This window comes from Bacillus sp. A260 (assembly GCF_009861435.1).
Lineage (GTDB): Bacteria > Bacillota > Bacilli > Bacillales > Bacillaceae_G > Bacillus_A > Bacillus_A cereus.
In genome coordinates this window covers 481,863-505,877 of record NZ_CP046398.1, presented here as the reverse complement: position 1 = coordinate 505,877, position 24,015 = coordinate 481,863, and the positions used below count along the sequence as shown (strand labels likewise).

The window sequence follows — 24,015 nt, the reverse complement described above, 5'->3', positions numbered from 1 at the left end:
CTATAGTAACAATTTGAGACCTGCTGAAATTCAGCAGGTTTTTTTACTAAAAACTGATGTTTAAAAGGAATTAGGAAAAATTATAAAGTGAAACTTTAATTAGCCTACACCAATCGGACGTTTACCGGCATCCAGCTTCTGAATTTTGAGGCGCGAATCTTACTACTCACAATTAGCGGGATAAAATGAACACTAATTTCTTTTAACGTCACTAAAATATCACTTGCTAACATATTGTAATGAATGTATAGTATCATGTTGTACATTCATTATGACAAGAGAAAGGATCTTATTAAGGGTATGAAACTTGGTGCTCGCATTTTAAAAACGGGTATTGCCATCACGTTAGCTTTATTTGCTTGTATTTTACTTCAATTACCGAGTCCGGTATTTGCGGGAATTTCAGCTATCTTTGCTGTTCAACCGTCTGTATACCGTTCTTATTTAACAGCACTTGAACAAATTCAAGCAAATGTAATTGGTGCGATATTTGCTATCGCATTTGCTACTGCTTTTGGACATAATCCTTTTATTATTGGATTAACATGTATATTAGTAATTGCTCTTACATTACAATTACGATTAGAAAACACAATATCAATTGCTTTAGTAACAGTTATCGCCATTATGGAGTATCAAGGCGAAGATTTCTTTAGTTTTGCCTTACTTCGATTTGCGACGATTATGATTGGTATTATTGCGGCTTCACTTGTAAATTTAGTATTTATGCCGCCAAAATATGAAACAAAACTTTATCATCGTATCGTTGATAATACAGAAGAAATTGTAAAATGGATTCGAATGAATAGCAGGCAGGCTTCTGATTTTACAACGCTAAAAACTGATATTGATCGTATGAAAGAAAAAATGATCAAACTAAACCATTACTATTTGCTGTATAAAGAAGAAAGAAGCTACACGAAAAAAGTAAAGTTCGCAAAAATTCGTAAGCTCGTTTTATTCAGACAAATGTTAGCGACAACAAGCCGTGCTTTAAGTACGTTAAAATCATTACACCGTACTGAAAATGAACTGCGCTATATGCCGGAAGAATTTCAGGAATCTATCCAAAACGAACTTGACTCATTAACGCATTATCATGAACAAGTTTTATTAAAATTTATTGGTAAAGCAAAAAAACAACAATCAGTCGAAATGCTTGATGAAGTTGAAACAGGTAAACAAGAATTAATTGATATCTTTATGGAATATCAAAATAAAGACGATGAAGAAGCATATAAAACATGGTTACATCTCTTCCCTCTTATTTCTTCCATCATTAACTATAGTGAAGAAGTAGAGCATTTAGATTTGCTTGTAGATAGCTTCTACACATACCATAAACCAGAAAAAGAACTCCAAATCGATGATAAAAAAGAAGACGAATAAAAAAACAGCTCCTTTTATGCTAAAGGAGCTGTTTCTGTTATATGTTGAAGTTGATATAAATTGTAATAAAATCCTCTTTTTTGCATTAACTCTTCATGAGAACCAGTCTCTTTAATCTCACCGTCTTCAATGTAAATAATCGTATCAACATGCGTAATCGTCGCTAATCGATGTGCAATTATAATCGTTGTCCGGTCAGCAGCTAACGTCTGAAGCGCCTCTTGAATATACCTTTCATTTTCTAAATCTAATGCTGAAGTTGCTTCATCTAATATAAGTACCGAAGGATTCTTTAGAAACACTCGTGCAATTGCCACGCGTTGTCTTTGCCCGCCCGATAGCTTCACACCACGTTCTCCAACGACAGTATTATAACCATCTGGTAAGTCTATAATAAAATCATGAATTTGCGCAGCTTTAGCAGCTGCAATCACCTCTTTCTCTGTAGCCTTCGGATTTCCATATAAAATATTAGCTCCAATTGTATCGCTAAACAATAAATTATCTTGCAGTACAATTCCAATATGACTACGCAAATTTCTCATATTATACTTTCTTACATCTATGCCATCTACATAAACCGTGCCTTCAGAAACATCATAGAAACGCGGGATCAAACTAGCAAGAGATGACTTTCCTCCCCCACTTGCTCCTACAAGCGCTACTTTCTCTCCAGGCTGCATAGTTAATGACAAGTTGTGTAATATCTCTTTTTCATCTACATTATAACGAAAAGAAACATTGTCAAATACAATTTCTCCATTTAATTTTTTCGTTTGTACCGCATTTGGCACATTAACAATATCGTATTTTTCATCTAACAGTTCAAACACACGGTCCATCGATGCAAAAGATTGTGTTAATGTTGTAGATGAATTAACAAGGCGGCGAAGCGGACTATATAAACTATCCATATATCCAACAAAAGCTACCATCGTTCCTAGCGTTAACTGTCCTTGAATTACTTCATATGCTGCAAAACCAATCACAAGTAACGGACCTAAATCGGTTAACGTATTTACTGCCGAAAATGTTCTTGCCGTCCAACTTGTATGGGTTAATGCTTTCGTTAAAAATTCATTATTTCTTTTTTCAAACTGCTTCCCCTCATACTCTTCTAACGCAAAGCTACGTGTCACTTGCATTCCTTGAATACGTTCATGCAAATACCCTTGCATCGTCGCTAACGCTTGTGAACGCTCTTTCGTCAATTTCCGAAGACGCCCGAAAAAATATTTCACTGCAATTACATAAATAGGTAAAATCAATAACGCAACAAATGTTAATTTTATATTCATAGAAAACATAACAATGATAGCAATAGCAATTGTTGCAGTATCTAACCAGACGTTCATCAAACCAGTAATTACAAAATCTTTCGTTTGTTCTACATCATGGATGACACGCGAAATAATCTCCCCTGTTTTTGTATTGGAGTAATAACGTAAACTTAACTTTTGTAAGTGACCGAAAATATGCTTCCGCAAATCATACAGTATTGTATTTGCGATACGTTGGGCGAAATATTGACGATAATATTCAATCGGTGGTCTTAATACCGCAAAAATAAAGAAAGCAATTCCAATCGCTGTTATTAATTGAGATGTTTTATCTTGAAGTGAGCCAGCGCCTTGAATTACATCATCGATAATATACTTTAATAACCACGGCATAATAAGTGGGATACCGAACTTAACTAGTCCGATAATAATTGTAATAGCAATAAGCCACCGATATGGTTTAACAAATTGTAAATATCTTTTTATGCCTTGCACATAATCCCCCCTCTAATAGGACAAACCTGCCGGGAAGCCCCCTGCAGGTTTGTTTTAATTTCTGTACATTAAATATCGTTCATACCACATATCTACGAAATCTGGTGCAAATGGACCTTTTCTTTGATGAATCCACTGTGTTAAATGTGCTACATTTCGTTTTAAAATTGTATCAATAACAGGTGGATACTGCATAATTTCACTATGTTTTTCATACTCATCTTCATCTAGAAGCGTATATGTCATATCTGGATATACTTTAATATCTAAATCATAATCAATATACTTTAATGCTTCAGGATCATACGCAAAAGGTGAGCTTAAATTACAATAATAATATACGCCATCTTCCCTAAGCATCCCAATCACATTAAACCAATAGTTGGCATGAAAATAGCAAATTGCTGGTTCACGAGTAATCCATGTTCGGCCATCCGATTCTGTAACTACTGTACGATCATTCGCTCCGATTACAAGACTCTGTGTCCCTTTTAAAATTGTTGTTTCTTCCCACATTCTATGAATGGAGCCATTATGTTTATAACTATGTATTTGTACTTTTTCTCCTTCTTTGGGAAATCCCATATATGCTCCCTTCTTTCAACTGCAAATGCCCTTTGAACGGCATTCACTTTTTTTCTATTATAACTTTTTTGTCGAAATTTTAAAACTAAAGGGATAAGACTCTATTTTTCAAACTGAATATGTAGGAGGTTTATCGTTGAATACTATGCCCCCACCGCTTCTTAGGAGATAAAAGGATTGTACTGTATTATTTATAAGCGAGGACATGTAATAGAAAAAGCCCTTCTCTATTTCCATACAAAGAAGGACTTTTCACCTAAAGATAACAATATATCTTATCCTAAATTTGAAATCATTTTTTCAGTTGCAAAAGATTGAATTACACTATTCGTTTGCTCTTCAAATTTCTCATGTAACATCTTCAACGCTACTTCTGTTCTATATATTTCCTGGCGGATAAAATGCAGTTCTTTTTTATCGCACGTATCTTTTTCATTCATTTCAATTTGTTGATACTTCTCTAGATGTGCTTGTAACTTTAACAATTCATCCATCGTTTCTAATTGCTCCCCTACCAACTTATCAAAATCGTTCATTACTTACCCCCTTTTGGACTTATTCATCAGTTATTATTCCTAATTACATAATTCTAATTGTTAACTTCCTTCTCCTTTGACTACATTTGTTGACTTATTAGAAGTTATGTCGTTCGCTTTCTTTTCATTACAACGATCCACGCAAAAAGAAAACACTTCTCCCGAATTAGAGAAGTGTTTTTCTTTCATTACTGATTTGAGCTAGAAGATTGTGATTGTTTTGCAGCTGACTTAGCATTTTGTTTTTTCACAGCATGCACGTCTGTTTCAGTTGCAAATTCTGTACCATAACTAGCGTTTGCACTTTGTGCACCAGAAGCTTGTGCTTTCTTTGCTTCTGATTGTGCGTTTGCTTGTTTTACTGCTTGTACATTTGTTTCAGTTGCAAATTCTGTACCATAACTAGCATTTGTACTTTGAATGCTAGCACCAGAAGTTGCCTTGTTATAACCTTGTTGTTTTTTACTCATCTTTCTCACCTCCACAATCAATAATGTAACCAATTCACTTAGAAGCTATCCGTAATTTTCTTTTGAATAATTTCCGCATATATCTTTTGTTACTTATTCAAACTATAAGAAATGGAGGTGGAAATATGTATATAGGACGCGATATGACTGAACTAACGATGATTTCAAAAAATGAATGGAAAGAAGATGAATTAGCTTATTTTCATCACTCACTACAACAGGTTCTGCCTTATTTAAATGTAGAAGGGCAGAGTATTTACAAAGAAATTGTAGTAGAAATTGAATCAAGAGGCGGCTTACAAGAAGGTGAAGCTAGTTGGACTCATGGGACAAAAATTTCTTACGATTAAAAAAGTGTTCCCTAGATTGGGAACACTTTTTTATTTATTGCATTGTAATTTTCTCCACACAATTTTCATAAATAGTACGGTGTGATTTTGAGAAAGGTAATTGCTCAAATACCTCTTTCGATACAAATTTTAATGTATCTGTATCAACAATATTACCGGTTACTTTTCCGTAAAATACAAATATATCCCAAGTACGATGTGTAAACGTATGTTGTACATTCATTGCGTATTCATCAATAGAAACCTCGAGCTCAAATTTTTCTTTCATATAATCTATAAGCTGTTCCTTCTGATTGCGAATACCTTCTCCAAGTTCAGCATTAGGAAACTCCCACATGTTAGCTAACAAACCTGTACTTGGACGTTTATTAATAACGTAACGACCGTCTTCAGTTTGAAGTACGCCTGCAACAATAGGTACCATTTTAGGAGCTTTCGCTTTACTTTTTACTGGTAATTCTTTTTGAACACCTTCAGCATATCCTCTGCAATGCTCACGCACAGGACAAAGTAAGCACGATGGATTTTTAGGAATACAAATCAATGCACCTAATTCCATCAATCCTTGATTAAAATAAGATGGGTTTTCTACTGAAATAATTTCACGCACAATCTCTTCAAAAACTTTTCGAGTCTTTGGTTTTGCAATATCATCCCATACTGATAAAATACGAGATAATACACGCATAACATTTCCATCAACTGCCGGCTCTGGTATACCATATGCGATACTTAAAATAGCACCTTTTGTATATGGTCCTACTCCTTTTAACTTTTCAATTTTCTTTACATCACTTGGTACAACCCCACCGTATACTTCTTTTACCTCTTTTACTGCCGCATGTAAATTACGTGCTCTAGAATAATATCCTAAACCTTCCCATGCTTTTAATACTTCTTCATCATCTGCGTTCGCTAACGCTTCAAGTGTAGGAAACTTCCCCATAAAATTTGCGTAATATGGTTTTACAGCTTCTACTCTTGTTTGCTGCAACATAATTTCAGAAACCCAAACACGGTATGGATCTTTATTCTTTCTCCACGGTAAGTCACGCTGTTCTTCTTCAAACCAACCAATTAAATCATTTTGAAACTGCTCTATATTAAAATTGTTTAGTATTTCAAGTGTCAAACTTGATCCCCCTCATTTTTTTGCATATAAGTACTATTATAAAGATTTTAGGAAAAAATTTAAGTAAGATGACATAGGAAATAGAAGGCAAAGGACTTGAGGTATCGAATAAAAAGAGTTACATTAATAAAAAACGGAGGTGGATTTCTATGGACACAGCCACTCACCTTGTTATGGGTGTCACTTTAGGTAGCTTAGCAACATTAGATCCAGCCATAGCACAAAGTGATATTGGCCCCCAAGCTGTTATGCTTGCTACAATTGCTGGTTCCAACATTCCTGACATTGACACAGTTCTAAAATTGCGTAATAACGCTAAATATATAAGAAATCATCGTGGGATTACTCATTCTATTCCCGCGGTAATTCTTTGGTCATTCCTTATAAGTGGCATCTCTTTCGCCTTCTTTTCAGAAGCTCCATATCTTCATCTACTACTTTGGTCATTTATTGCCGTCTTTCTTCACGTCTTTGTAGATATTTTCAACGCCTATGGTACACAAGCATTACGACCTTTCACAAAAAAATGGGTCGCACTTGGCATAATTAATACATTCGATACCGTAATTTTCTTTATCCATATACTTGCAATTGCTTGCATGCTCGTCGGTTCTCATAAGGGATATACAGCTTTAGCGGCATATATATTAATGATTGTTTACTATATCGGACGGATTATGATGCACAGAAATATAAGAAGCGTTGTACACAAACGTTTCAAAAATGTCGAAAAGATTATCATTTCTCCTTCTTACCGATTTTATCATTACCATTTAGCAGTCGTTACGGCTGATTATTACTACGTTGCGAGATGGCACCGTGGTAACATCATGATATATGACAAGTTCGATCGGGTACCGTTCCCAGACAACAATATTATGCGAGCAGCTAAACAAGATGAAAACATCTCAGCCTTCCTATCTTTCTCTCCTGTATATCGCTGGGATATTTTTGATCATGACCATTATTATGAAGTACGATTCATTGATTTACGATATCGAAGTAAAGATTATTATCCATTTGTTGCAATCGTTCAGCTCGACCACAATTTAAATATTATTAATTCCTATACAGGATGGATCTTTAGTGAAGAAAAGCTTCGAAAAAAACTGGAATTACTTCCACATTAAAAAAAGCGACTTAAGTCGCTTTTTTTAATGTTTCAAATGATCTTCTTGATTAATTAAATGACTATACTTCGGATTATTTGTCCGCATTTCATGAAGGCGTACACCATGATTATTAATCCATGATCGTACCACTTGTTCCGTCATTTCATCGCCTTGATAACGACCTGATTTTGCATAAGTTGTTTGAAAATCTTCCCATAGTAACTCAACCCACGCACGAGCTTGTGCGTAAGAAAGCTTGTCATTCTTGTCTAATAATTCTTTCGTTAATGTTTCATAAATATCATTCATATTATAATCTCCTTTTACCTATTTATCCCTTCATTTCTAAAGGATAGTTTCTTCAATTTTGCACATTCTATAATTGATACTTCTTAAAAAGGTATCAACCGATAATGAGGAGGGCGTTCGCAATGGGTAAACAAGCCGAATTTTGGTCTGAGTCAAAAAACAACAGCAAAATCGACGGTCAACCGAAAGCGAAATCACGCTTCGCTTCGAAACGACCTAACGGCACAATTAACACGCACCCACAAGAACGTATGCGTGCTGCAAATCAGCAGGAAGAGTAGTACAAATTAAATTAACTTCCTACACGAGGTGATAAAGATGAGCTACCGTGATCGCTTAGATAGTCGTTCTGAATTATTTAACCATACGTGGACTCGTCCAAAACATGCGAAAGCGCAAGTTAACGGACAGACGCAACAAACCCAGTCTCTCATTATATTGGCAAATGAATGTAAAAAACGCCAATTTTAGAATCTCCTATCTCCTTTAACGCCTACCAAAGATGAAAACCAGAGAGATATGTGCTCTCTGGTTTTTATTTTTCTTGCAATAAGGAAATTGGTATGCCAATCTCTTCATTATCATTTTGCTTATATCCCCAAGCAAATACCCCATTGAAATACGTAATTTTAAATAATACACCAGGTTCTTCTACTAATTCATATGTTTCACCAATATGGAACTTGTTTATATCCGTCATATAAGCACGAGCCATTGCCATTTTTCTCATTAATACATCAAATTCATTGACAATCCCAAGCTGCTCAGCTTTTACTGCTTGCTCCTTCAAAGCGCCAATTTCTTCCCTTAGCTCATGCGGTGTCATTTCACTGTAGCGTTTTGGCATATTCATCTTATTCTCCTCATTCCTCTTCGCGTTTCATTTGCAAAAATATCTCGATTTCATCAATAGAGAATCCTTTTCGATATAACGCTTGTTTCATCTTGTTTTCAAATGTCCATCCATCATGCTTCTTATATTTCTCATAATATTTATTCCCATGATAGTGTAACGCTTCTTGTTGCTTTTCGTCATCTTTTTCGTCTTTCAATTCTTCCAAACAAATTTGAATTACTTCTCTAGAATATCCTTTTCGAACAAGCATCTCATCTAACTTTAGTTTCATTTGTAAAAAAGAATGTTTTTGATAAGATTTTTTCTTCTTCTCTATGAGAAACAAGGCATTCTCAATTTGCTTTTCCTTCGGATATTCTTGTAAACTATGTGTAATAATTAAATCCTGAACACCTTTATTTAATAACTCTCTTTTAATAACAGTTGGACCTTTTCGATTCACATTACTTTGCGTTCGCGTATATAAAACAGCATACTCTTTATCATTAATATATCGGTCATGTAATAATTTCGAAACGACTTCAGAGATGATGGCCTGTCCCACTTCTTTTTTTCGTAAAAAATCTTCTATTTCTTGTTTTGTTCTCATTTGATAGGATAAATAGGAGATTGCTTGTAAATATGCTTTTTGTACTTCTTCATTGTACAAAATATTCCCTAACTCGATTTCATCAATTTCTAAGCCCTTTTGTAATCCATGTTTTATTAAGATTACTTGATCCACACTAAATCCGTACTCTTCGCCTTGACCTTTATCAATATAAATATTAAATCGTTCTTTCGATCGTTTTTGTACTTCTATTTTTGTAATGACAGCCATACTCTCACCTCTCTATTATTTTAACATAGTCGAGGAACATTTTTTCTTTTCAAGAATATATATAATGAGGAGGAAATACTTGTGAAAATCGCAATTTCTGGTGGTACAGGCTTTATCGGTAAATCCCTTTCTACTTTTTTTATTCAAAAAGGATATACTGTTTACATTCTCACACGAAAAAAAACTACTGAAACTTCCGACCCTAACCTTCAGTATGTTCAATGGACACCAGATTTACAAACCTTCCCCCTCTCTTCTATTGATGTAGTTATTAATCTAGCCGGAGAGTCTATTAATAGTAGATGGACAAAGCAACAAAAGAAAGCCATTTTAAACAGTAGAATTCAAACAACAAAAGGACTCATTAAACAATTGCAGGGACTCCATACAAAGCCACACACATTTATTAACGCAAGTGCTATTGGATACTACGGAACATCTGAAATAGAGTCTTTTACAGAACAGCATGAGACTCCTGGAAATGACTTTTTAGCAAATACAGTATATTCATGGGAACAAGAAGCATCTAAAGCACGTTCTCTCGGAATACGAACAATCTACGCAAGATTTGGAGTCGTATTAGGTGCAAATGGAGGAGCTCTTCCAAAAATGCTACTTCCCTATCAATTCTATATCGGCGGCACCATTGGTTCTGGGAAACAATGGTTATCATGGATTCATATAGACGATGTCGTTCGTATGATGGATTTCATCATACACAAAAAAGAAATTGATGGTCCTCTTAATATGACAGCACCAACACCCATAAGAATGAAGGAATTTGGAGAAAACATTGCAACTATAATGAACAAGCCTCATTGGTTGCCTGTACCTTCATTTATCATTCAAACTTTATTAGGTGAAATGAGCATACTTGTACTAGAAGGGCAACGTGTATTACCCATTAAGGCAATTGAACATGGATACCAATACACATTTCCGGCAATAGACCATGCATTACAAAATATACTTTCGCATACAATGTAGTACTTCTAAAACACAATTTTACATGGGCTCTTTCAAAACTTTCATTTTCTAGGATCCGAAGCATTACCATACAAATAACCTTTCAGTTACTTTCCCTTAACTTCCATTAGCATTATAAAGTAACAGAAATGAGGTACCTATGAAAATATTGCTCAAACAAGCCATTGTATACCCTATTACATCTCAAAAGTTTCAAGGCGATGTACTCGTTACAGGAGAGCGAATTACCGAGGTCAAACCTTTTATTCAACCTACTCAAGATATGACCGTTATAGATGCACGAGCACTCCATCTCTTACCTGGCTTTATTGATGTCCATACTCACCTTGGTCTCTATGATGAAGGCACTGGTTGGGCTGGAAATGATGCCAATGAAACATCTGAAGTTTCAACACCACATATTCGTTCTTTAGATGGAATCCACCCTTTGGATATCGCCTTTCAAGACGCTGTACAAAACGGAATTACAACCGTTCACGTTATGCCTGGCAGTCAAAATATTATCGGGGGGACTACTTGTGTAATAAAAACAGCTGGAACTTGTATTGATCATATGATTATTCAAGAACCTGCTGGTTTAAAGATTGCCTTTGGAGAAAATCCTAAAAAAGTCCATAGTAATGGAACAAAAGAATCCATTACACGTATGGGGATTATGGGGTTACTTCGGGAATCATTCTATGAAGCACAACACTACGGGCACGAAGCTGATTTTCGAATGCTTCCTATTTTAAAAGCATTACGTCGTGAAATACCCGTACGTATCCACGCTCACCGAGCAGATGATATTAGTTCTGCGCTACGCTTTGCAACGGAATTCAACCTCGATCTACGTATTGAACATTGTACAGAAGGACACTTTCTTGTTGAAGAGCTTTCGAAACATAATTTGAAGGTTTCAGTTGGTCCCACTCTGACACGTCGTTCTAAAATCGAACTAAAAAACAAGACATGGGATACTTACCATATATTATCTAAAAATGGTGTGGAAGTTTCTATAACAACAGATCATCCTTATACACCCATTCAATATTTAAATATTTGTGCCGCTGTCGCAGTAAGAGAAGGATTAGACGAGAAAACAGCACTAGAAGGAATCACCATATTCCCAGCGCGAAATTTGCGTTTAGAGGATAGAATTGGAAGCATCGAGGTTGGAAAAGACGCCGATCTCGTGTTATGGACTCATCATCCTTTCCATTATTTAGCCAAGCCTGTACTAACTATGATTGATGGAAAAATAATTTACAAAAAAAATAAAAAAAACTAGTTTATTTTTTTGACTAGATAAAGTATTATACGATTATAAACTGAATGAAACCATAATCAATTTGTGTCGTGATTATCATTTTCAAATTGATGAATGGGGAAGGCAAATGGTGCGCCACCAGCGTTAGAAACTGGTTCTAGTGGGTTCGATTCCCACCCCGAAATTTTTTAAAGATTGATATAAAAATTTCGAGGGTGGGGTGTTTTTTCGTCATGCTACCCTCGTGTGAGGAGGAGTTAGTATGTTGAAAAAACGCGACTTACACGACAGCCACGTTCTATACGAGTTAATGGTGGATCCAGCTGTCTTCCCTTTTGTGCGTCAAAAGGCTTATTCTTATGAAGAATATTTATTCTTAACAAAACAAACGATTGAAGCTGAAGAGCGTGGTGAATTAATTTCACGCACAATTTTAGATGAATGGGGTAACCCTATCGGAACAATTACTTTATTTGATGTGCAAGAAAAAGCTGGATTTCTCGGGACATGGCTTGGCAAACCATATCATGGAAAAGGCTATAATAAATTGGCAAAAGATTCATTTTTTAGTGAACTTTTCTATGAATTAGATATTGAAACAATTTTCATGCGTATTCGTAAAATAAATATTCGTTCTATTAAAGCTGCAGAAAAACTGCAATATGTGAATCTAGCAAACGAAACAAGAAAAGCCGTATATGATGAAATTAACGCAAACGAAGAAGTATATAACTTATATGAAATTCCAAAAGATCAATACACACTTGCTACAATGCGAGATACAACCTTCCAAGATGCTCATCAATTAAAAGAAGCATAATCTAAATTTTCTGAAATGATAATCAATCATTAACATTTTCCATATGCGTATATCCCCTCATGTCTTTGGAAACGATAAATAGTAACTTTAAGACACGAGGTGATTTGTAATGGATAAAAAGAAACGTGATAAAGCAAAAAACACATTATCTAGTACACAAGAAGTTCTCTATCAACGCGAATTTCAAAAAGCAGATCGTGCAGCAGGATATCGCTCGAAAAGCATTTAAAGTGAAAATGAATAATTAGAAGTTTCCCCCCTAATTATTCATTTTCATTACATAATTTTCTCGATTGATAGAAGTAAGCAAAAAAGCCCCTTATACATAATGGGCTTTTTTTGCTGTGGACAACTTTATCCACAAAACCAACAGAATTGTTAGTAATTTTCAAAAACATTTAATATTTTTCTATATTAAAGCATATATCAGCTGTTTTAATTGTGGATATTTTTCTAAAAATTGTGGACAATGTGGATATAGTTGTTAATATTCCGACTTTACTGTTTAATGAAAGCGCAATCCTTTTGTGGATAACTGGCTGAATTTTCTTTGAAAATAATAAAGAACCCTCTTTACATATACAAAGAGGGTTTCATATTAAGTAAAAGATTGTGCAAGAGCAGGTGATTTAATAGGTATATGACGCGGTTCTGCATGATTTTCTGCCAAAATTGCATCTACAATATGACCAGCTGGCTCTGGAAGATAGATGCTTTTCATTGCTTCTTTCATTTGAAGAAGCTTCACATCATCTTGTAATAATGCCTCTGTTTTTGCAAAAACCTCACTATCATCGCGAATGACAACTGCTGCTCCCTTTCTTTCAAAGTACATCGCATTTTCATTTTCTTGTCCTGGAACAGGCTTATATAAAATGACAGGTACTTGCAACGCTGCTGCTTCACTTAATGTTATTCCGCCTGGCTTCGTAATCATACAAGAAGTAACACGGAATAATTCATCAATATTTTCAACATACCCAAACACTTTTAATACATCGGAATTTTGCTTCTGTAAACTTAATAAATCCTGTTTTAAAGCTTCATTTTTCCCACAAACGACAACTACTTGTAAATTAGGCACTGACATAAATGATTGGCATAGTTCTTTTACATTTCCTAATACCCCATGAGCACCTGCTACAATTAGTAAAATCTTTTTATTCTTACATAACTGATATTTAGTATATATGATTTCTGGATTTACCTTTAACTCAAAACTACTCCGAATTGGAATTCCTGTTTCAACAATTTGTTCCGCAGGTACACCGATATCAACCATCAATTCTTTCACATGATCCGTTGCAACAAAATAACGATCTACTTCTCGATGAATCCATATTTTGTGCACGCAAAAATCCGTTAATACGTTATAGACAGGAATTGAAATACCTGTTTGTTTCTTCAATTCTGGTACAGCGATAATTGGAAATGTATTAATTACAATATCTGGTTTCTCCACCTGTAATAGTGTTTTCAAACGTTTTCTTCCAAAGTTCGCATACCAAGATGCTATTTTCTTATCATAAATTTTTTCTACCCCGTAATAAAACAAACGATATAATTCTTTTCCTATTGTATAACTTTTTAAATATAGATATTTTGTAATGTCAGTTATAAATGGATGTGATTCTCCAAACAAGTCGCATACAATAACATCTTCAATTCCTTTTTGGCGAAATGTTTGTTCTAATGTTTTTGCTACTTGCACATGACCATTACCGTAATGTGCAGTTAATATTAAAACCTTGGGGTTTTTTATCAAACAAATCCACTCCTAGCTTTTTGTTTCTCCATATTGCATATACGACAATAGGAAAAACATTTTCCTTAAAAATTACATAAACAGATTCTAATAATTCCCTTTCAGCTATGTACCTGTCGTGGATATGCAAAGCATATAAGATTGACCCCTTAATCCTATCTGTGCTCATATCTTTACATTATACTTTCCTATAAGAGCTTTCGCAATAACTTACAAATGTTCTCTATTCCATGATACTCACTCTTTTACTTCTTAATTCTTTTTACTATTTTGATTTCCCTTTACAATTATGTAAATTTCTCCATTTATTCCGTACAAAATTATGGATATTCTACTTTCAGTATACTCTTTTATCAATATATACTCTAGATTTTATTGTAAAGAAAGCAAAAAGCCTAATCCAATATTTGGATTAGACCGCTTGTAAAATATATTTAGCATGTTCTACATTTTTCTCAGTAGGTGGTTCTACATTTGCGAGTGGATACTTGTGTCCAAGCGCCTCCCATTTATATACACCAAGCTTATGATATGGTAACACTTCAACTTTTTGAACATTAGACAGACTTTGAATAAAGCTAGATAGTTTTTGTAGATCCTCTTCATTATCCGTAACACCAGGAACTAATACGTGTCGTACCCAAATCGGTTTATTCTTATCCGATAAATAACGAGCAAATTGTAAAATATGTTCATTTGATTTCCCTGTTAATTTACGATGCTTTTTGGAATCGATATGTTTCAGATCCAATAAAACTAAATCTGTATAATCCATTAAAATATCTAGCTTATTTTGGAATTCTGGTTCCTCAGAATAACAACCACCAGAAGAGTCGATTGTTGTATGGATACCAGCCGCTTTACACTTTTTAAACAACTCAATTAAAAAGTCTAGCTGTAATAATGGCTCTCCACCGCTAACTGTTATACCGCCTCCGGAAGCTTCAATAAATGGAAGGTAACATGTCACATCCTGCATCACTTCTTCAACTGTTATTTCTTTACCTTTACCGATTTCCCACGTATCAGCATTATGACAATATTGACAACGTAATAAACACCCTTGTGTAAATATGACATAACGAATCCCCGGGCCATCAACAGTACCACAAGACTCTACAGAATGTATTCTTCCTTTTACCATGTTACTTCCTCCTTTATTGAAACAGCCTCCCTTCGCTATATATTAAGAGCGAAGGGAAACCTTTTTCATTTACATGCTTTCATGCATTGTACGGTTAATTACATCAATTTGTTGTTCACGAGTTAATTTAATAAAGTTTACAGCATAACCAGATACACGAATTGTTAATTGTGGATACTTCTCAGGATGTTCCATTGCATCCATTAATGTTTCACGGTTAAATACGTTAATATTTAAGTGGTGCCCTTCTTTTACTGCATAGCCATCAAGCATTGATACTAAGTTACGTACTTGTACATCATCTTCTTTACCAAGTGCTTTCGGAATAATAGAGAATGTATTAGAAATACCATCTTGTGCATCTTCATATGGTAATTTAGCCACAGATAATAATGAAGCTAATGCACCTTTTGTATCGCGTCCATGCATTGGGTTCGCACCTGGTGCAAATGGTTCTCCAGTACGGCGGCCATCTGGAGTATTACCAGTTTTCTTACCGTAAACAACGTTAGATGTGATTGTTAAGATTGACATTGTATGAACAGAGTTTCTGTATGTTTTATGTTTACGAAGTTTATTCATAAATGTTTTTACAAGATTTACAGCAATCTCATCTACACGATCATCATTGTTACCGTATTTAGGGAAATCTCCTTCAATCTCGAAGTCAACTGCAATACCATTTTCATCACGAATTGGTTTTACTTTTGCGTACTTAATTGCACTTAATGAATCTGCTACTACAGATAGACCAGCGATACCTGTTGCCATTGTACGAAGAACGTTTGTATCATGAAGTGCCATTTCAATACGTTCATAGCTATATTTATCATGCATGTAATGGATAACATTTAATGTGTTTAAATATAGACCCGCTAACCATTCCATTGTCATATCAAACTTATGCATAACTTCTTCATAATTTAATACTTCAGAAGTAATTGGTGCGTACTCAGGACCAACTTGTGCTTTTGACTTTTCATCTTTACCACCGTTAATCGCATATAATAATGCTTTCGCTAAGTTTGCACGAGCTCCGAAGAACTGCATTTGTTTACCGATTCTCATTGCAGATACGCAACATGCAATACCGTAATCATCGCCGTATTCAGGACGCATAATGTCATCATTTTCATATTGAATTGCTGATGTTTTAATAGACATTTTCGCACAGTAGTTTTTAAAGTTCTCTGGTAATTGTTTAGACCAAAGAACAGTTAAGTTTGGTTCTGGAGCTGGTCCTAAATTATCTAATGTATGCAAGAAACGGAATGAGTTCTTTGTTACTAATGGACGACCATCTAATGCCATACCACCGATAGATTCAGTTACCCAAGTTGGGTCACCAGAGAATAATTCATTATAATCAGGTGTTCTTGCGAATTTCACAAGACGTAATTTCATAATGAAGTGATCTACAATTTCTTGTACTTCTTCTTCTGTTAAAGTACCATTTGCTAAATCTCTTTCAATGTAAATATCTAAGAATGTAGAAGTACGTCCAAGACTCATTGCAGCTCCGTTTTGCTCTTTAATCGCTGCAAGGTATGCGAAGTATAACCATTGGAATGCTTCTTGTGCATTTGTTGCTGGCTTAGAAATATCGAAGCCATGAGAAGCAGCCATTTCTTTTAACTCTTGAAGTGCACGCATTTGCTCAGATAACTCTTCGCGTAAACGCATTGTATCTTCGCTCATTACACCACCAGTTAAATTCAAATCAGCTTTTTTCGCTTCAATTAAATGATCAATACCATATAACGCTACTCGGCGATAGTCACCGATAATACGTCCACGTCCGTATGCATCTGGAAGACCAGTAATAACACCTGATTTACGTGCATTTCTCATTTCTGGTGTGTATGCATCAAATACACCTTGGTTATGAGTTTTTCTCCACTCTCTAAAAATACGACTAAGTTCTTTATCCATTTCGTATCCATAAGATTCACAAGCTTGTTCTGCCATACGAATACCACCATATGGTTGTAAAGAACGTTTAAATGGTTTATCAGTTTGGAAACCGACTACTTTTTCAATATCTTTATTTAAGTATCCTGGGTCATGTGATGTAATAGAAGAAACAATTTTTGTATCCATATCAAGAACGCCACCGTTTTCACGTTCTTTCGTTGTTAAATCCATTACTTGATCCCAAAGTTGTTTCGTTGCTTCAGTTGCTTCTGCTAAGAAAGATTCGTCCCCTTCGAAAACGTTTACATTATTTAAAATGAAATCGCGAACATCAATCTCTGCTTTCCATTTTTCACCTTTAAAGTTTTCCCATGCGTTTTTAACATTTTCTAATACTTGAGTCATCCTAATCTCCTCCATTTTTGATTAGTACAGGACTAAGATTTTTTATATAACAGCTTACACACTTAGAATACTACTTTTTTACGAAAGTGAACGAAATAGTTGTGACATGTTTGTGAAATATTGAGCAAACTACTATATATATAGTGTTAACTTCATTTAAAAGTCTTTAAAATTAACCCTTTCCTTAATTGTATTTTTTTGGTATCCTTATATACGAGTCCTATTTTGTAATATAAGAACAATACCCATTGTAGAGCTGTAATACTCTTATCTCCTAATCTGTTATAGTTTTTATAACAGAACAAAAAAGTGTACACATGTTGTACACTTTTTTTGTTACTTCTATAAAACATCTCTTTTTCTATTGCCATCATAGAATCCGCCACGATTGTCTGTTAATGCAATTATTTGATCTAGTCCTTCTATATGATCACCTATAATTCGAAGTACAGCTGGTGGATGACCTATTTTAGCAAAATGTTCACTGGGACGAATACGGTTCATCTTATCGACCTCAACACCACTTACACATGCAACTTCAAATCCTGAAAGAATAGCTTTCACTTGGGCTACACACGGCGCCAGTAAAGATCTATACCCAATTTCTTTCAAACACTTACGGCTAAACGCATTCGGTACAGCGATAAGAGAGCCTACGCCTAGATCTTTTCTATCACAAGCTAAATTTAATGCATATTTAAATGCAGTTACAAGATGAAGCGGTACTCTTAAATCTAAATAATGATTTAGATCATTTAATGCAACATCTGTTCCATCTGCAATAGCTTTCGCAAAAGGATATAGCTCACTCGCTGGAATAACAAAATCGCCATCTATAAATAACACAATTTCTCCTTTTGCAAAATACGTTCCAAGTGAGCGCCCCACATCATTTCCGAGTGCTTCTTTATATACAATTGTCGTTGCCCCTTTGTCTTTTGCAATTTTTTTCGTTTTATCTGACGAACCATTTACGACAACGATAATTTCGAAGGGTTCAATTTTGCGAAGCTCTTCTATAACGTTTCCAATTGTTTTCTCTTCATCTTGTACGGGAATAACAACCGATAGTTGCTTTCCTTTATAGAAATCAGATGTAACACCCCACCCTTGATAAAACTCTTCAAAACTTAAAGTATGATAGACACTATCCCTTTTCCTATTTCCATCATAATATCCTCCGCGCTCATCACTGCTTAATATCCGTTCTGCTACTGCTTCTATATGATCACCTATCATTCTTTTTTCAGATTGGGAAAGATTTGTCCCATATGCAGCATGCTGGAATGGACGAAATTTATTCGGCGTAATAACGTCAATAGCACAATGACGACTAATTCTCCATTTACTTTGAACTAGGCGTAAATGAGCCACAATAGGATTAACAAAACATTCATATCCGATGCTTTGAACGACTTCTTTCGTCAGCGCATGAGGTACATCTAATAAAGAATTCATTTTTAATTCTTCACGCTCTAACATTGCATTTAATATTTGGCGCCATACTGTAATAGAAGTGGTTTTTTGCCTTTTTAAAAATAATGCATCCAAATTATTTAAAACTACATCTGCCTGATCGTATAAAATCGGATTAAGGAATAATTTTAATTTTGAAGTTGGAATAGCAAAATCACCATCTATAAATAGTAATACATCACCTATCGCATGTTTTGCGCCGACTGCACGTCCAACATCGTTCCCTAGTAGCTCTGTATGCTTGATTACTTTACACCCTAAACGATCTGCAACATCTTCTGTTCCATCATTACAACCGTTTGCTACTACAATGATTTCTACTGGATTTAATGGTCTTACCGATTGAATAACGTCTGAAATCGTATCGACCTCATTACATGCAGGAATAATAACAGATAATGACTTAGCCATTGTTTTGTTCACGAAACCACTTAATTGTTTCCTTCAATCCGTTTTCCCACGTTACTTTCGCCTGAAATTGAACAAGCTCTTTTAATTTTGTTACATCTGGTCTTCTATTTGGAATTTCTTCAAAACCATGAGGATATACTTCTTCAAAAGGCACTTGGACAATCTTCGAAGAAGAATTCGTTAATTTTTTAATTACTTCTGCTACTTCTTTTATGCTCTTTTCATTCTCAGAACCTATATTAATAATCTCACCATTTACCTTCTCATCCATTGCCCGAATCGTTGCCTCTACCGCATCACTTACATACGTAAAACAACGTGTCTGCTTTCCATCTCCATATACGAGAATGTCTTCTCCTTGCAGTGCCGCGCGGATAAATCGCGGGATTACTCCTGCATATGGACCATCTTTCGCTCTTGGACCATAAATATTAAAGTATCGAACAATCGTTACTGGTAAACCTTCTAATGCGTACCCTAAACATAATGTCTCTTCCAACGTTTTACAAACTGCATAACTCCAACGAATTTTAGAAGTTGCCCCGTACAATCGATCTCCCTCTTCAGAGAAAGGCGGCTTGGCCTTACCATATACTTCTGAAGTAGAAGCAAAAACTACTTTCTTCTTTCCTTTTAACGCTGCTTGTAAAACATTTCTTGTCCCATCAAAATTCGTTTCTATGAGCTCTATACTTTTTTCCATTGTTGTTTTCACACCTAAAATTGCTGCTAAATGAAACACGACATCATGCTGATCTACTAATTCATAAATAGAATTTTTATCTAAAACACTTATTGGAATAACACGGATTTCTTTCATTAACTCTTTATGGTACTTATTTTTACCTTTATAAAAGTTATCCACAACAGTGACCTCATAACCTCTTCTCATCAACTCTTCAGCTAAATGCGACCCGATAAATCCGGCCCCACCTGTAATTAAACATTTCTTACTCATTTACTCACCTTCTTTACAATCCCGCGTGTATCTATTACTCGATCCATTCCTTTAAAAAGCTTCCAATCAATATTAGAATGATCCGTTAAAATTAAAATACAATCCGCTTTTTTAACTTTTTCTTCATCTAAAGAAACAGATTGGTACACCTTATCTCCAATTTCTGCGGAAGAAATATAAGGATCATGATATTCTATCTCGTATCCTTGATTTCTTAATAATTGAATAATCGGTAACGCTGGTGATTCTCTCAAATCATTTACATCTTTTTTATACGCAATCCCTACAATTAACACCGTTGCAGGTAATTGCACCACACTTTTTACTTTCCGGACCATTTTCTCTGGCATTTCTTCATTAATTATATGTGCAGCCTCAATTAATTGACTAATTGCCCCATTCTTTTTTATTCTCCATTGAAAATATAAAGGGTCTACGGGAATACAGTGTCCCCCTATCCCTGGCCCTGGCCAATACGGAGTAAACCCAAATGGTTTTGTAGATGCCGCTTCAATGGCCTCATAAAAATCAATGCCTAAACTTTCACATAGTGTGTTTAGTTCATTTACTAAAGAAATGTTAACTAAGCGCTGAATATTTTCAAATAGCTTGCACATCTCTGCTACTTTCGGAGAGCTAACAGGTACAACTTCGTCAAAAATGGTACTATATAAATCCTGTACCTTTTGTTTACACTTTTCTGTTTGTCCACTAATAACTTTTGGAATAGCTTGAACTGAATATTGACTATTTGCTGGATCAATTCTCTCAGGGGAATATCCGATATAGAAATCTTCCCCTACCTTTTTACCATTTTGAGAAATAATAGGTAGGATGACTTCTTCAAGTGTGCCTGGATATGTGGAGCTTTCAAAAATGAAGGTTTGTCCTTTTTGAAGGTTTTGTTGTATATAATGCGAAGCTGAAATGAGGGCACTTAAGTCTGGTTCTCTTTGTTCATTAATTGGAGTCGGGACAGTGACAATAACATAATCACTATTTTGAAAATCAGCAATGCCTTGATCCGGTGTATTTACTGTTAATTTTTTTTTCGTCAATAAACTTTGTAACTCTTTAGAAGAAACATCCGGAATATAACTTTCTCCTTTTATAATTGAGTCTATTTTTCTAATATCTTTATCTAATCCAAGTACTGTATGCCCTCTTTCTGCAAAATGTACCGCTAAAGGAAGGCCAACATACCCTAGCCCAATAATAGCTACTTTACTACTATTCATTTGTATTCTCTTCTTCCCTTCTCAATTGTTGAATTACATCTCTATCTCTATCTCCATCTGTAAAACCACCACGTTCGTCCGTACATTGTAATAAATACGCAACCGCTTCAAGTTGATCACCGAAAATACGATCAAATGCTGAAATACGCCCATTTACAAATTCGTGTTGCTCTGGACGTACGCGATTTGTTTTTATAACATCTACTAACTCTACTGTTGTAATAGAGAATCCTTCTAAAATAGCTTTCACTTGTGCTAATGGCGGAATGATAAGGGAATCATATCCTATTTTCTCTATTACCTTCTTATGAATGGCATGTGGTACAGCAGTTAGTGAGTTATTCCATAAATCTGGTCGTTTCGCTATCAAATTCACAAAGTATTTTCCCATACTAATTGGATCTGCTGGATGAAACATATCTAATAAGCATTGTAAATCATTTAACACCACGTCATTTCCATCTTCAACAGCATGTAAAAATAGAGTGAGTTTTTTTGCTGGAATAACAAGATCACTATCAACGAATAAACAAATATCTGCCGTAGCATGCATGGCACCTATTGCTCGTGCTACATTATGTCCAAGCGCCTTCGTAAATTCAACAACAATAACATTCTCTAGCTTTGCCTGTTTAACAGTCTCAACATCTGCTCCATTCGCGACAACTATAATTTCATCTACACCTGCTTCTTTCACTTCTTTTATAACAGACCTTATGGTTATTTTCTCTTCTGATACTGGGATAATGGCACTATATTTCGCTTTATTCTTTTGTAATAAAACTGGTTTATACTTTCCTACAAACTCTCTATCTCTATTGTTCTCTGAAAAACCACCGCGTTTACCATATGTTTCGATTACGTATTGTAAAGCTCGCAAATGATCACCCATAATACGACTAGTCGCTTTCGGATAAGGAGAGCCAGGTGATGTACCAGTATGCACAGGTCGAACTTTATTTGTGTAGATGACATCAACTGAAGCCATATCAGAAATATCTACTCCTCTAGACATCGCCATCGCTTGAAATAATGCTGGATCTGCTAAATTCCACCACCCCAGTTTTTCAATCACTTTACGACTTATCGCATGTGGTATTGCAATTAAAGATCCTACAACAAACTCTTTCTTGTTCAAATAACGATTTAACATATATTTTCCAACCGTCGTATAATGCGGTCTCATCTTCAAGTAAACGGACCATGTTAAATTATTTAAAACAATCTCATGCCCTTGTCGTATTCCTTTAATAAAATTGTATAATTCTTCACTTTTCATGACGATATCACCATCTAAAAACAAAACAATCTCACCTTTTGCTTCTCTAGCACCAATTGCCCGTCCCACATCATTACCAAGAGAATCTCTATAATAAATCACACGGCAATTATGCTGTAATGCTATTTCCTTCGTCCCATCTGTAGATCCATTATCTACTATGATAACTTCATATGGTTCGAGTTTTCTTACCTCTACTAAAACTTTTGATAAAGTACTTGCTTCATTATGCACTGGAATAACAACTGACACTCTCATACTTGTATCACTCTTACCCTTCCAAGCGAACATAAGCAATAATAGGAATACGCACAACTACATCTTCTGGTGGTCCATAAGAAGGAGAAGTACGAACAATTACTGCCCCATCCGTCACAGATAAAAGAACGCCTGCAATGATTTCTACAGCTGTCACAACTTGCACTAGTTCGCCAACATGGTTACGTAATTCATCAGTAAATAACATATATAAGTCTCCTTTCTTACGCTTCTTTAATTGATATAATACTTATAAATGGTAATAAAACCTCTGTTCCTATTCCTTCTTGCAATGTTAAGAAGTCATCACCAACTGCTACAATAACACCTGTTAATTGTCCAACTGTCACCGTAATTTCTACGTTTTTACCTAAATACTGCTTTGCAATTTCTTTAAAAGGTGATGTATTGCATTCTTTTAAAATGTTACAAATAATAGATTGAAATCTACTTGATTCAATAACTTCTTCCGTAGCTTGCTTAGAGTTTCTTTGAATAAATCTCGCGAAGTTTTGTGAAAATAAAAGTCTTTCCACAGCAGGCAATAACTTATTATCTAAAAAATAATCTAATTGTCTATTAAACAATCTTGATAATTTATGCCAATATTTTCTGAACAGACACATACACTTCTCCTCCTATTATTTTTAGATTATAAAATTTTACATCCATACATCTTAATGTATACAAAATGGATATTTTTGTGATAGGTAAGACATACATTTTCTAAAAGAAATATTTGTTTCAGAGCATAAAAAAAACTATCCAAAAGGATAG

27 protein-coding genes are annotated in these 24,015 nt (G+C 34.9%); 9 read left to right on the top strand and 18 right to left on the bottom strand.

Going from position 1 to position 24,015, the window contains the following annotated elements; all coding sequences use genetic code 11:
- Positions 1-300 precede the first annotated feature (300 nt).
- Positions 301-1,389, top strand: coding sequence for an aromatic acid exporter family protein (locus tag GD442_RS02605; RefSeq protein ID WP_000765787.1), 1,089 nt, complete (start codon positions 301-303; stop codon positions 1,387-1,389).
- 14 nt (positions 1,390-1,403) lie between these two features.
- Here the strand turns inward: GD442_RS02605 and GD442_RS02600 are convergent, their stop codons facing one another.
- The 4 genes from GD442_RS02600 to GD442_RS02585 form a co-directional block, all read right to left on the bottom strand.
- Complete coding sequence (locus tag GD442_RS02600) at positions 1,404-3,164, bottom strand: ABC transporter ATP-binding protein (RefSeq protein WP_001161599.1); 1,761 nt, start codon at positions 3,162-3,164, stop codon at positions 1,404-1,406.
- Between the two features lie 54 nt (positions 3,165-3,218).
- Positions 3,219-3,749 carry a nucleoside tri-diphosphate phosphatase gene (gene ntdP / locus GD442_RS02595; protein ID WP_000506622.1) on the bottom strand — a complete coding sequence of 177 codons (531 nt, stop codon included), beginning with the start codon at positions 3,747-3,749 and terminating at the stop codon, positions 3,219-3,221.
- Positions 3,750-4,024: 275 nt separating this feature from the next.
- A complete protein-coding gene (locus tag GD442_RS02590) occupies positions 4,025-4,285 on the bottom strand; it encodes a YgaB family protein (protein ID WP_000997575.1) in 261 nt (86 codons plus the stop codon).
- 188 nt (positions 4,286-4,473) lie between these two features.
- Entirely contained in the window at positions 4,474-4,755 is a 282-nt protein-coding gene (locus GD442_RS02585) for a gamma-type small acid-soluble spore protein (RefSeq protein WP_000039035.1), read from the bottom strand.
- A gap of 125 nt (positions 4,756-4,880) precedes the next feature.
- On the opposite strand from GD442_RS02585, the gene GD442_RS02580 reads away from it, so the two are divergent.
- On the top strand, positions 4,881-5,105 hold the full coding sequence (locus GD442_RS02580; RefSeq protein ID WP_000275436.1) for a hypothetical protein: 225 nt from the start codon (positions 4,881-4,883) through the stop codon (positions 5,103-5,105).
- 34 nt (positions 5,106-5,139) lie between these two features.
- Here the strand turns inward: GD442_RS02580 and mutY are convergent, their stop codons facing one another.
- Entirely contained in the window at positions 5,140-6,237 is a 1,098-nt protein-coding gene (gene mutY, locus GD442_RS02575) for an A/G-specific adenine glycosylase (RefSeq protein WP_000171397.1), read from the bottom strand.
- A gap of 149 nt (positions 6,238-6,386) precedes the next feature.
- On the opposite strand from mutY, the gene GD442_RS02570 reads away from it, so the two are divergent.
- A complete protein-coding gene (locus GD442_RS02570) occupies positions 6,387-7,367 on the top strand; it encodes a metal-dependent hydrolase (protein ID WP_000379135.1) in 981 nt (326 codons plus the stop codon).
- Positions 7,368-7,391: 24 nt separating this feature from the next.
- Here GD442_RS02570 and GD442_RS02565 read toward each other — a convergent pair whose 3' ends face one another.
- Complete coding sequence (locus GD442_RS02565; protein ID WP_000998166.1) at positions 7,392-7,658, bottom strand: YfhJ family protein; 267 nt, start codon at positions 7,656-7,658, stop codon at positions 7,392-7,394.
- A gap of 122 nt (positions 7,659-7,780) precedes the next feature.
- Here GD442_RS02565 and GD442_RS02560 point away from each other — a divergent pair, with 122 nt between their 5' ends.
- Together GD442_RS02560 and GD442_RS02555 are read left to right on the top strand one after the other, a co-directional pair.
- Positions 7,781-7,939: a small, acid-soluble spore protein K gene (locus GD442_RS02560; protein WP_000517891.1), complete on the top strand. Its 159-nt coding sequence runs from the start codon at positions 7,781-7,783 to the stop codon at positions 7,937-7,939.
- A gap of 37 nt (positions 7,940-7,976) precedes the next feature.
- Complete coding sequence (locus tag GD442_RS02555; protein WP_000122093.1) at positions 7,977-8,129, top strand: YpzG family protein; 153 nt, start codon at positions 7,977-7,979, stop codon at positions 8,127-8,129.
- Positions 8,130-8,193: 64 nt separating this feature from the next.
- Here GD442_RS02555 and GD442_RS02550 read toward each other — a convergent pair whose 3' ends face one another.
- On the bottom strand, positions 8,194-8,511 hold the full coding sequence (locus GD442_RS02550) for a YfhH family protein (RefSeq protein WP_001057020.1): 318 nt from the start codon (positions 8,509-8,511) through the stop codon (positions 8,194-8,196).
- Positions 8,512-8,521: 10 nt separating this feature from the next.
- Positions 8,522-9,334: a recombination regulator RecX gene (gene recX / locus GD442_RS02545; protein WP_000268502.1), complete on the bottom strand. Its 813-nt coding sequence runs from the start codon at positions 9,332-9,334 to the stop codon at positions 8,522-8,524.
- An 81-nt stretch (positions 9,335-9,415) separates the two neighbouring features.
- Between recX and GD442_RS02540 the strand changes: the two genes are divergently transcribed.
- From GD442_RS02540 to GD442_RS02525, 4 genes are all read left to right on the top strand, one after another.
- Entirely contained in the window at positions 9,416-10,321 is a 906-nt protein-coding gene (locus tag GD442_RS02540) for a TIGR01777 family oxidoreductase (protein ID WP_000684382.1), read from the top strand.
- A gap of 139 nt (positions 10,322-10,460) precedes the next feature.
- The gene (locus GD442_RS02535; RefSeq protein WP_000698319.1) at positions 10,461-11,591 is read left to right on the top strand and encodes an amidohydrolase; all 1,131 of its coding nucleotides are present in this window, start codon (positions 10,461-10,463) and stop codon (positions 11,589-11,591) included.
- A gap of 241 nt (positions 11,592-11,832) precedes the next feature.
- Positions 11,833-12,390, top strand: a complete 558-nt coding sequence (locus GD442_RS02530) for a GNAT family N-acetyltransferase (RefSeq protein ID WP_000914737.1) — start codon at positions 11,833-11,835, stop codon at positions 12,388-12,390.
- Between the two features lie 109 nt (positions 12,391-12,499).
- Positions 12,500-12,619 (top strand): YfhE family protein, encoded by a 120-nt coding sequence (locus GD442_RS02525; RefSeq protein ID WP_000358482.1) that lies wholly within the window; start codon positions 12,500-12,502, stop codon positions 12,617-12,619.
- Between the two features lie 369 nt (positions 12,620-12,988).
- Here the strand turns inward: GD442_RS02525 and GD442_RS02520 are convergent, their stop codons facing one another.
- The 10 genes from GD442_RS02520 to GD442_RS02475 all read right to left on the bottom strand — a co-directional run bounded on the left by GD442_RS02520 (position 12,989) and on the right by GD442_RS02475 (position 23,864).
- Positions 12,989-14,155 (bottom strand): diglucosyl diacylglycerol synthase, encoded by a 1,167-nt coding sequence (locus GD442_RS02520; protein ID WP_000594693.1) that lies wholly within the window; start codon positions 14,153-14,155, stop codon positions 12,989-12,991.
- 412 nt (positions 14,156-14,567) lie between these two features.
- Positions 14,568-15,299: a pyruvate formate-lyase-activating protein gene (pflA, locus tag GD442_RS02515; protein ID WP_000238459.1), complete on the bottom strand. Its 732-nt coding sequence runs from the start codon at positions 15,297-15,299 to the stop codon at positions 14,568-14,570.
- A gap of 69 nt (positions 15,300-15,368) precedes the next feature.
- Positions 15,369-17,618 (bottom strand): formate C-acetyltransferase, encoded by a 2,250-nt coding sequence (gene pflB, locus GD442_RS02510; protein ID WP_000195471.1) that lies wholly within the window; start codon positions 17,616-17,618, stop codon positions 15,369-15,371.
- A gap of 152 nt (positions 17,619-17,770) precedes the next feature.
- Entirely contained in the window at positions 17,771-17,992 is a 222-nt protein-coding gene (locus GD442_RS02505; RefSeq protein WP_002094217.1) for a hypothetical protein, read from the bottom strand.
- A complete protein-coding gene (locus tag GD442_RS02500) occupies positions 17,961-19,505 on the bottom strand; it encodes a glycosyltransferase family 2 protein (protein ID WP_159365239.1) in 1,545 nt (514 codons plus the stop codon). Before GD442_RS02500 ends, GD442_RS02505 begins: the two co-directional genes overlap by 32 nt.
- Entirely contained in the window at positions 19,498-20,463 is a 966-nt protein-coding gene (locus GD442_RS02495; RefSeq protein ID WP_000037020.1) for an NAD-dependent epimerase/dehydratase family protein, read from the bottom strand. The genes GD442_RS02500 and GD442_RS02495 overlap by 8 nt, the downstream gene beginning before the upstream one ends.
- Positions 20,460-21,701: a nucleotide sugar dehydrogenase gene (locus GD442_RS02490; protein ID WP_001088925.1), complete on the bottom strand. Its 1,242-nt coding sequence runs from the start codon at positions 21,699-21,701 to the stop codon at positions 20,460-20,462. The genes GD442_RS02495 and GD442_RS02490 overlap by 4 nt, the downstream gene beginning before the upstream one ends.
- Positions 21,694-23,238, bottom strand: a complete 1,545-nt coding sequence (locus GD442_RS02485; RefSeq protein WP_001266466.1) for a glycosyltransferase family 2 protein — start codon at positions 23,236-23,238, stop codon at positions 21,694-21,696. Before GD442_RS02485 ends, GD442_RS02490 begins: the two co-directional genes overlap by 8 nt.
- 13 nt (positions 23,239-23,251) lie before the next feature.
- A complete protein-coding gene (locus GD442_RS02480) occupies positions 23,252-23,446 on the bottom strand; it encodes an LSm family protein (protein WP_000899469.1) in 195 nt (64 codons plus the stop codon).
- Between the two features lie 16 nt (positions 23,447-23,462).
- The gene (locus GD442_RS02475) at positions 23,463-23,864 is read right to left on the bottom strand and encodes a hypothetical protein (RefSeq protein ID WP_000335530.1); all 402 of its coding nucleotides are present in this window, start codon (positions 23,862-23,864) and stop codon (positions 23,463-23,465) included.
- Positions 23,865-24,015 lie beyond the last annotated feature (151 nt).

What these genes read in the sequence shown, in the direction of transcription:
- GD442_RS02605 (WP_000765787.1), top strand. Translation starts at nt 301, where the DNA reads ATGAAACTTGGTGCTCGCATTTTAAAAACGGGTATTGCCATCACGTTA.
- ntdP (WP_000506622.1), bottom strand. Translation starts at nt 3,749, where the DNA reads ATGGGATTTCCCAAAGAAGGAGAAAAAGTACAAATACATAGTTATAAA.
- GD442_RS02590 (WP_000997575.1), bottom strand. Translation starts at nt 4,285, where the DNA reads ATGAACGATTTTGATAAGTTGGTAGGGGAGCAATTAGAAACGATGGAT.
- GD442_RS02585 (WP_000039035.1), bottom strand. Translation starts at nt 4,755, where the DNA reads ATGAGTAAAAAACAACAAGGTTATAACAAGGCAACTTCTGGTGCTAGC.
- GD442_RS02580 (WP_000275436.1), top strand. Translation starts at nt 4,881, where the DNA reads ATGTATATAGGACGCGATATGACTGAACTAACGATGATTTCAAAAAAT.
- GD442_RS02570 (WP_000379135.1), top strand. Translation starts at nt 6,387, where the DNA reads ATGGACACAGCCACTCACCTTGTTATGGGTGTCACTTTAGGTAGCTTA.
- GD442_RS02565 (WP_000998166.1), bottom strand. Translation starts at nt 7,658, where the DNA reads ATGAATGATATTTATGAAACATTAACGAAAGAATTATTAGACAAGAAT.
- GD442_RS02560 (WP_000517891.1), top strand. Translation starts at nt 7,781, where the DNA reads ATGGGTAAACAAGCCGAATTTTGGTCTGAGTCAAAAAACAACAGCAAA.
- GD442_RS02555 (WP_000122093.1), top strand. Translation starts at nt 7,977, where the DNA reads ATGAGCTACCGTGATCGCTTAGATAGTCGTTCTGAATTATTTAACCAT.
- GD442_RS02550 (WP_001057020.1), bottom strand. Translation starts at nt 8,511, where the DNA reads ATGAATATGCCAAAACGCTACAGTGAAATGACACCGCATGAGCTAAGG.
- recX (WP_000268502.1), bottom strand. Translation starts at nt 9,334, where the DNA reads ATGGCTGTCATTACAAAAATAGAAGTACAAAAACGATCGAAAGAACGA.
- GD442_RS02535 (WP_000698319.1), top strand. Translation starts at nt 10,461, where the DNA reads ATGAAAATATTGCTCAAACAAGCCATTGTATACCCTATTACATCTCAA.
- GD442_RS02530 (WP_000914737.1), top strand. Translation starts at nt 11,833, where the DNA reads ATGTTGAAAAAACGCGACTTACACGACAGCCACGTTCTATACGAGTTA.
- GD442_RS02525 (WP_000358482.1), top strand. Translation starts at nt 12,500, where the DNA reads ATGGATAAAAAGAAACGTGATAAAGCAAAAAACACATTATCTAGTACA.
- pflA (WP_000238459.1), bottom strand. Translation starts at nt 15,299, where the DNA reads ATGGTAAAAGGAAGAATACATTCTGTAGAGTCTTGTGGTACTGTTGAT.
- pflB (WP_000195471.1), bottom strand. Translation starts at nt 17,618, where the DNA reads ATGACTCAAGTATTAGAAAATGTTAAAAACGCATGGGAAAACTTTAAA.
- GD442_RS02505 (WP_002094217.1), bottom strand. Translation starts at nt 17,992, where the DNA reads ATGATGGCAATAGAAAAAGAGATGTTTTATAGAAGTAACAAAAAAAGT.
- GD442_RS02500 (WP_159365239.1), bottom strand. Translation starts at nt 19,505, where the DNA reads ATGGCTAAGTCATTATCTGTTATTATTCCTGCATGTAATGAGGTCGAT.
- GD442_RS02495 (WP_000037020.1), bottom strand. Translation starts at nt 20,463, where the DNA reads ATGAGTAAGAAATGTTTAATTACAGGTGGGGCCGGATTTATCGGGTCG.
- GD442_RS02490 (WP_001088925.1), bottom strand. Translation starts at nt 21,701, where the DNA reads ATGAATAGTAGTAAAGTAGCTATTATTGGGCTAGGGTATGTTGGCCTT.
- GD442_RS02485 (WP_001266466.1), bottom strand. Translation starts at nt 23,238, where the DNA reads ATGAGAGTGTCAGTTGTTATTCCAGTGCATAATGAAGCAAGTACTTTA.
- GD442_RS02480 (WP_000899469.1), bottom strand. Translation starts at nt 23,446, where the DNA reads ATGTTATTTACTGATGAATTACGTAACCATGTTGGCGAACTAGTGCAA.
- GD442_RS02475 (WP_000335530.1), bottom strand. Translation starts at nt 23,864, where the DNA reads ATGTGTCTGTTCAGAAAATATTGGCATAAATTATCAAGATTGTTTAAT.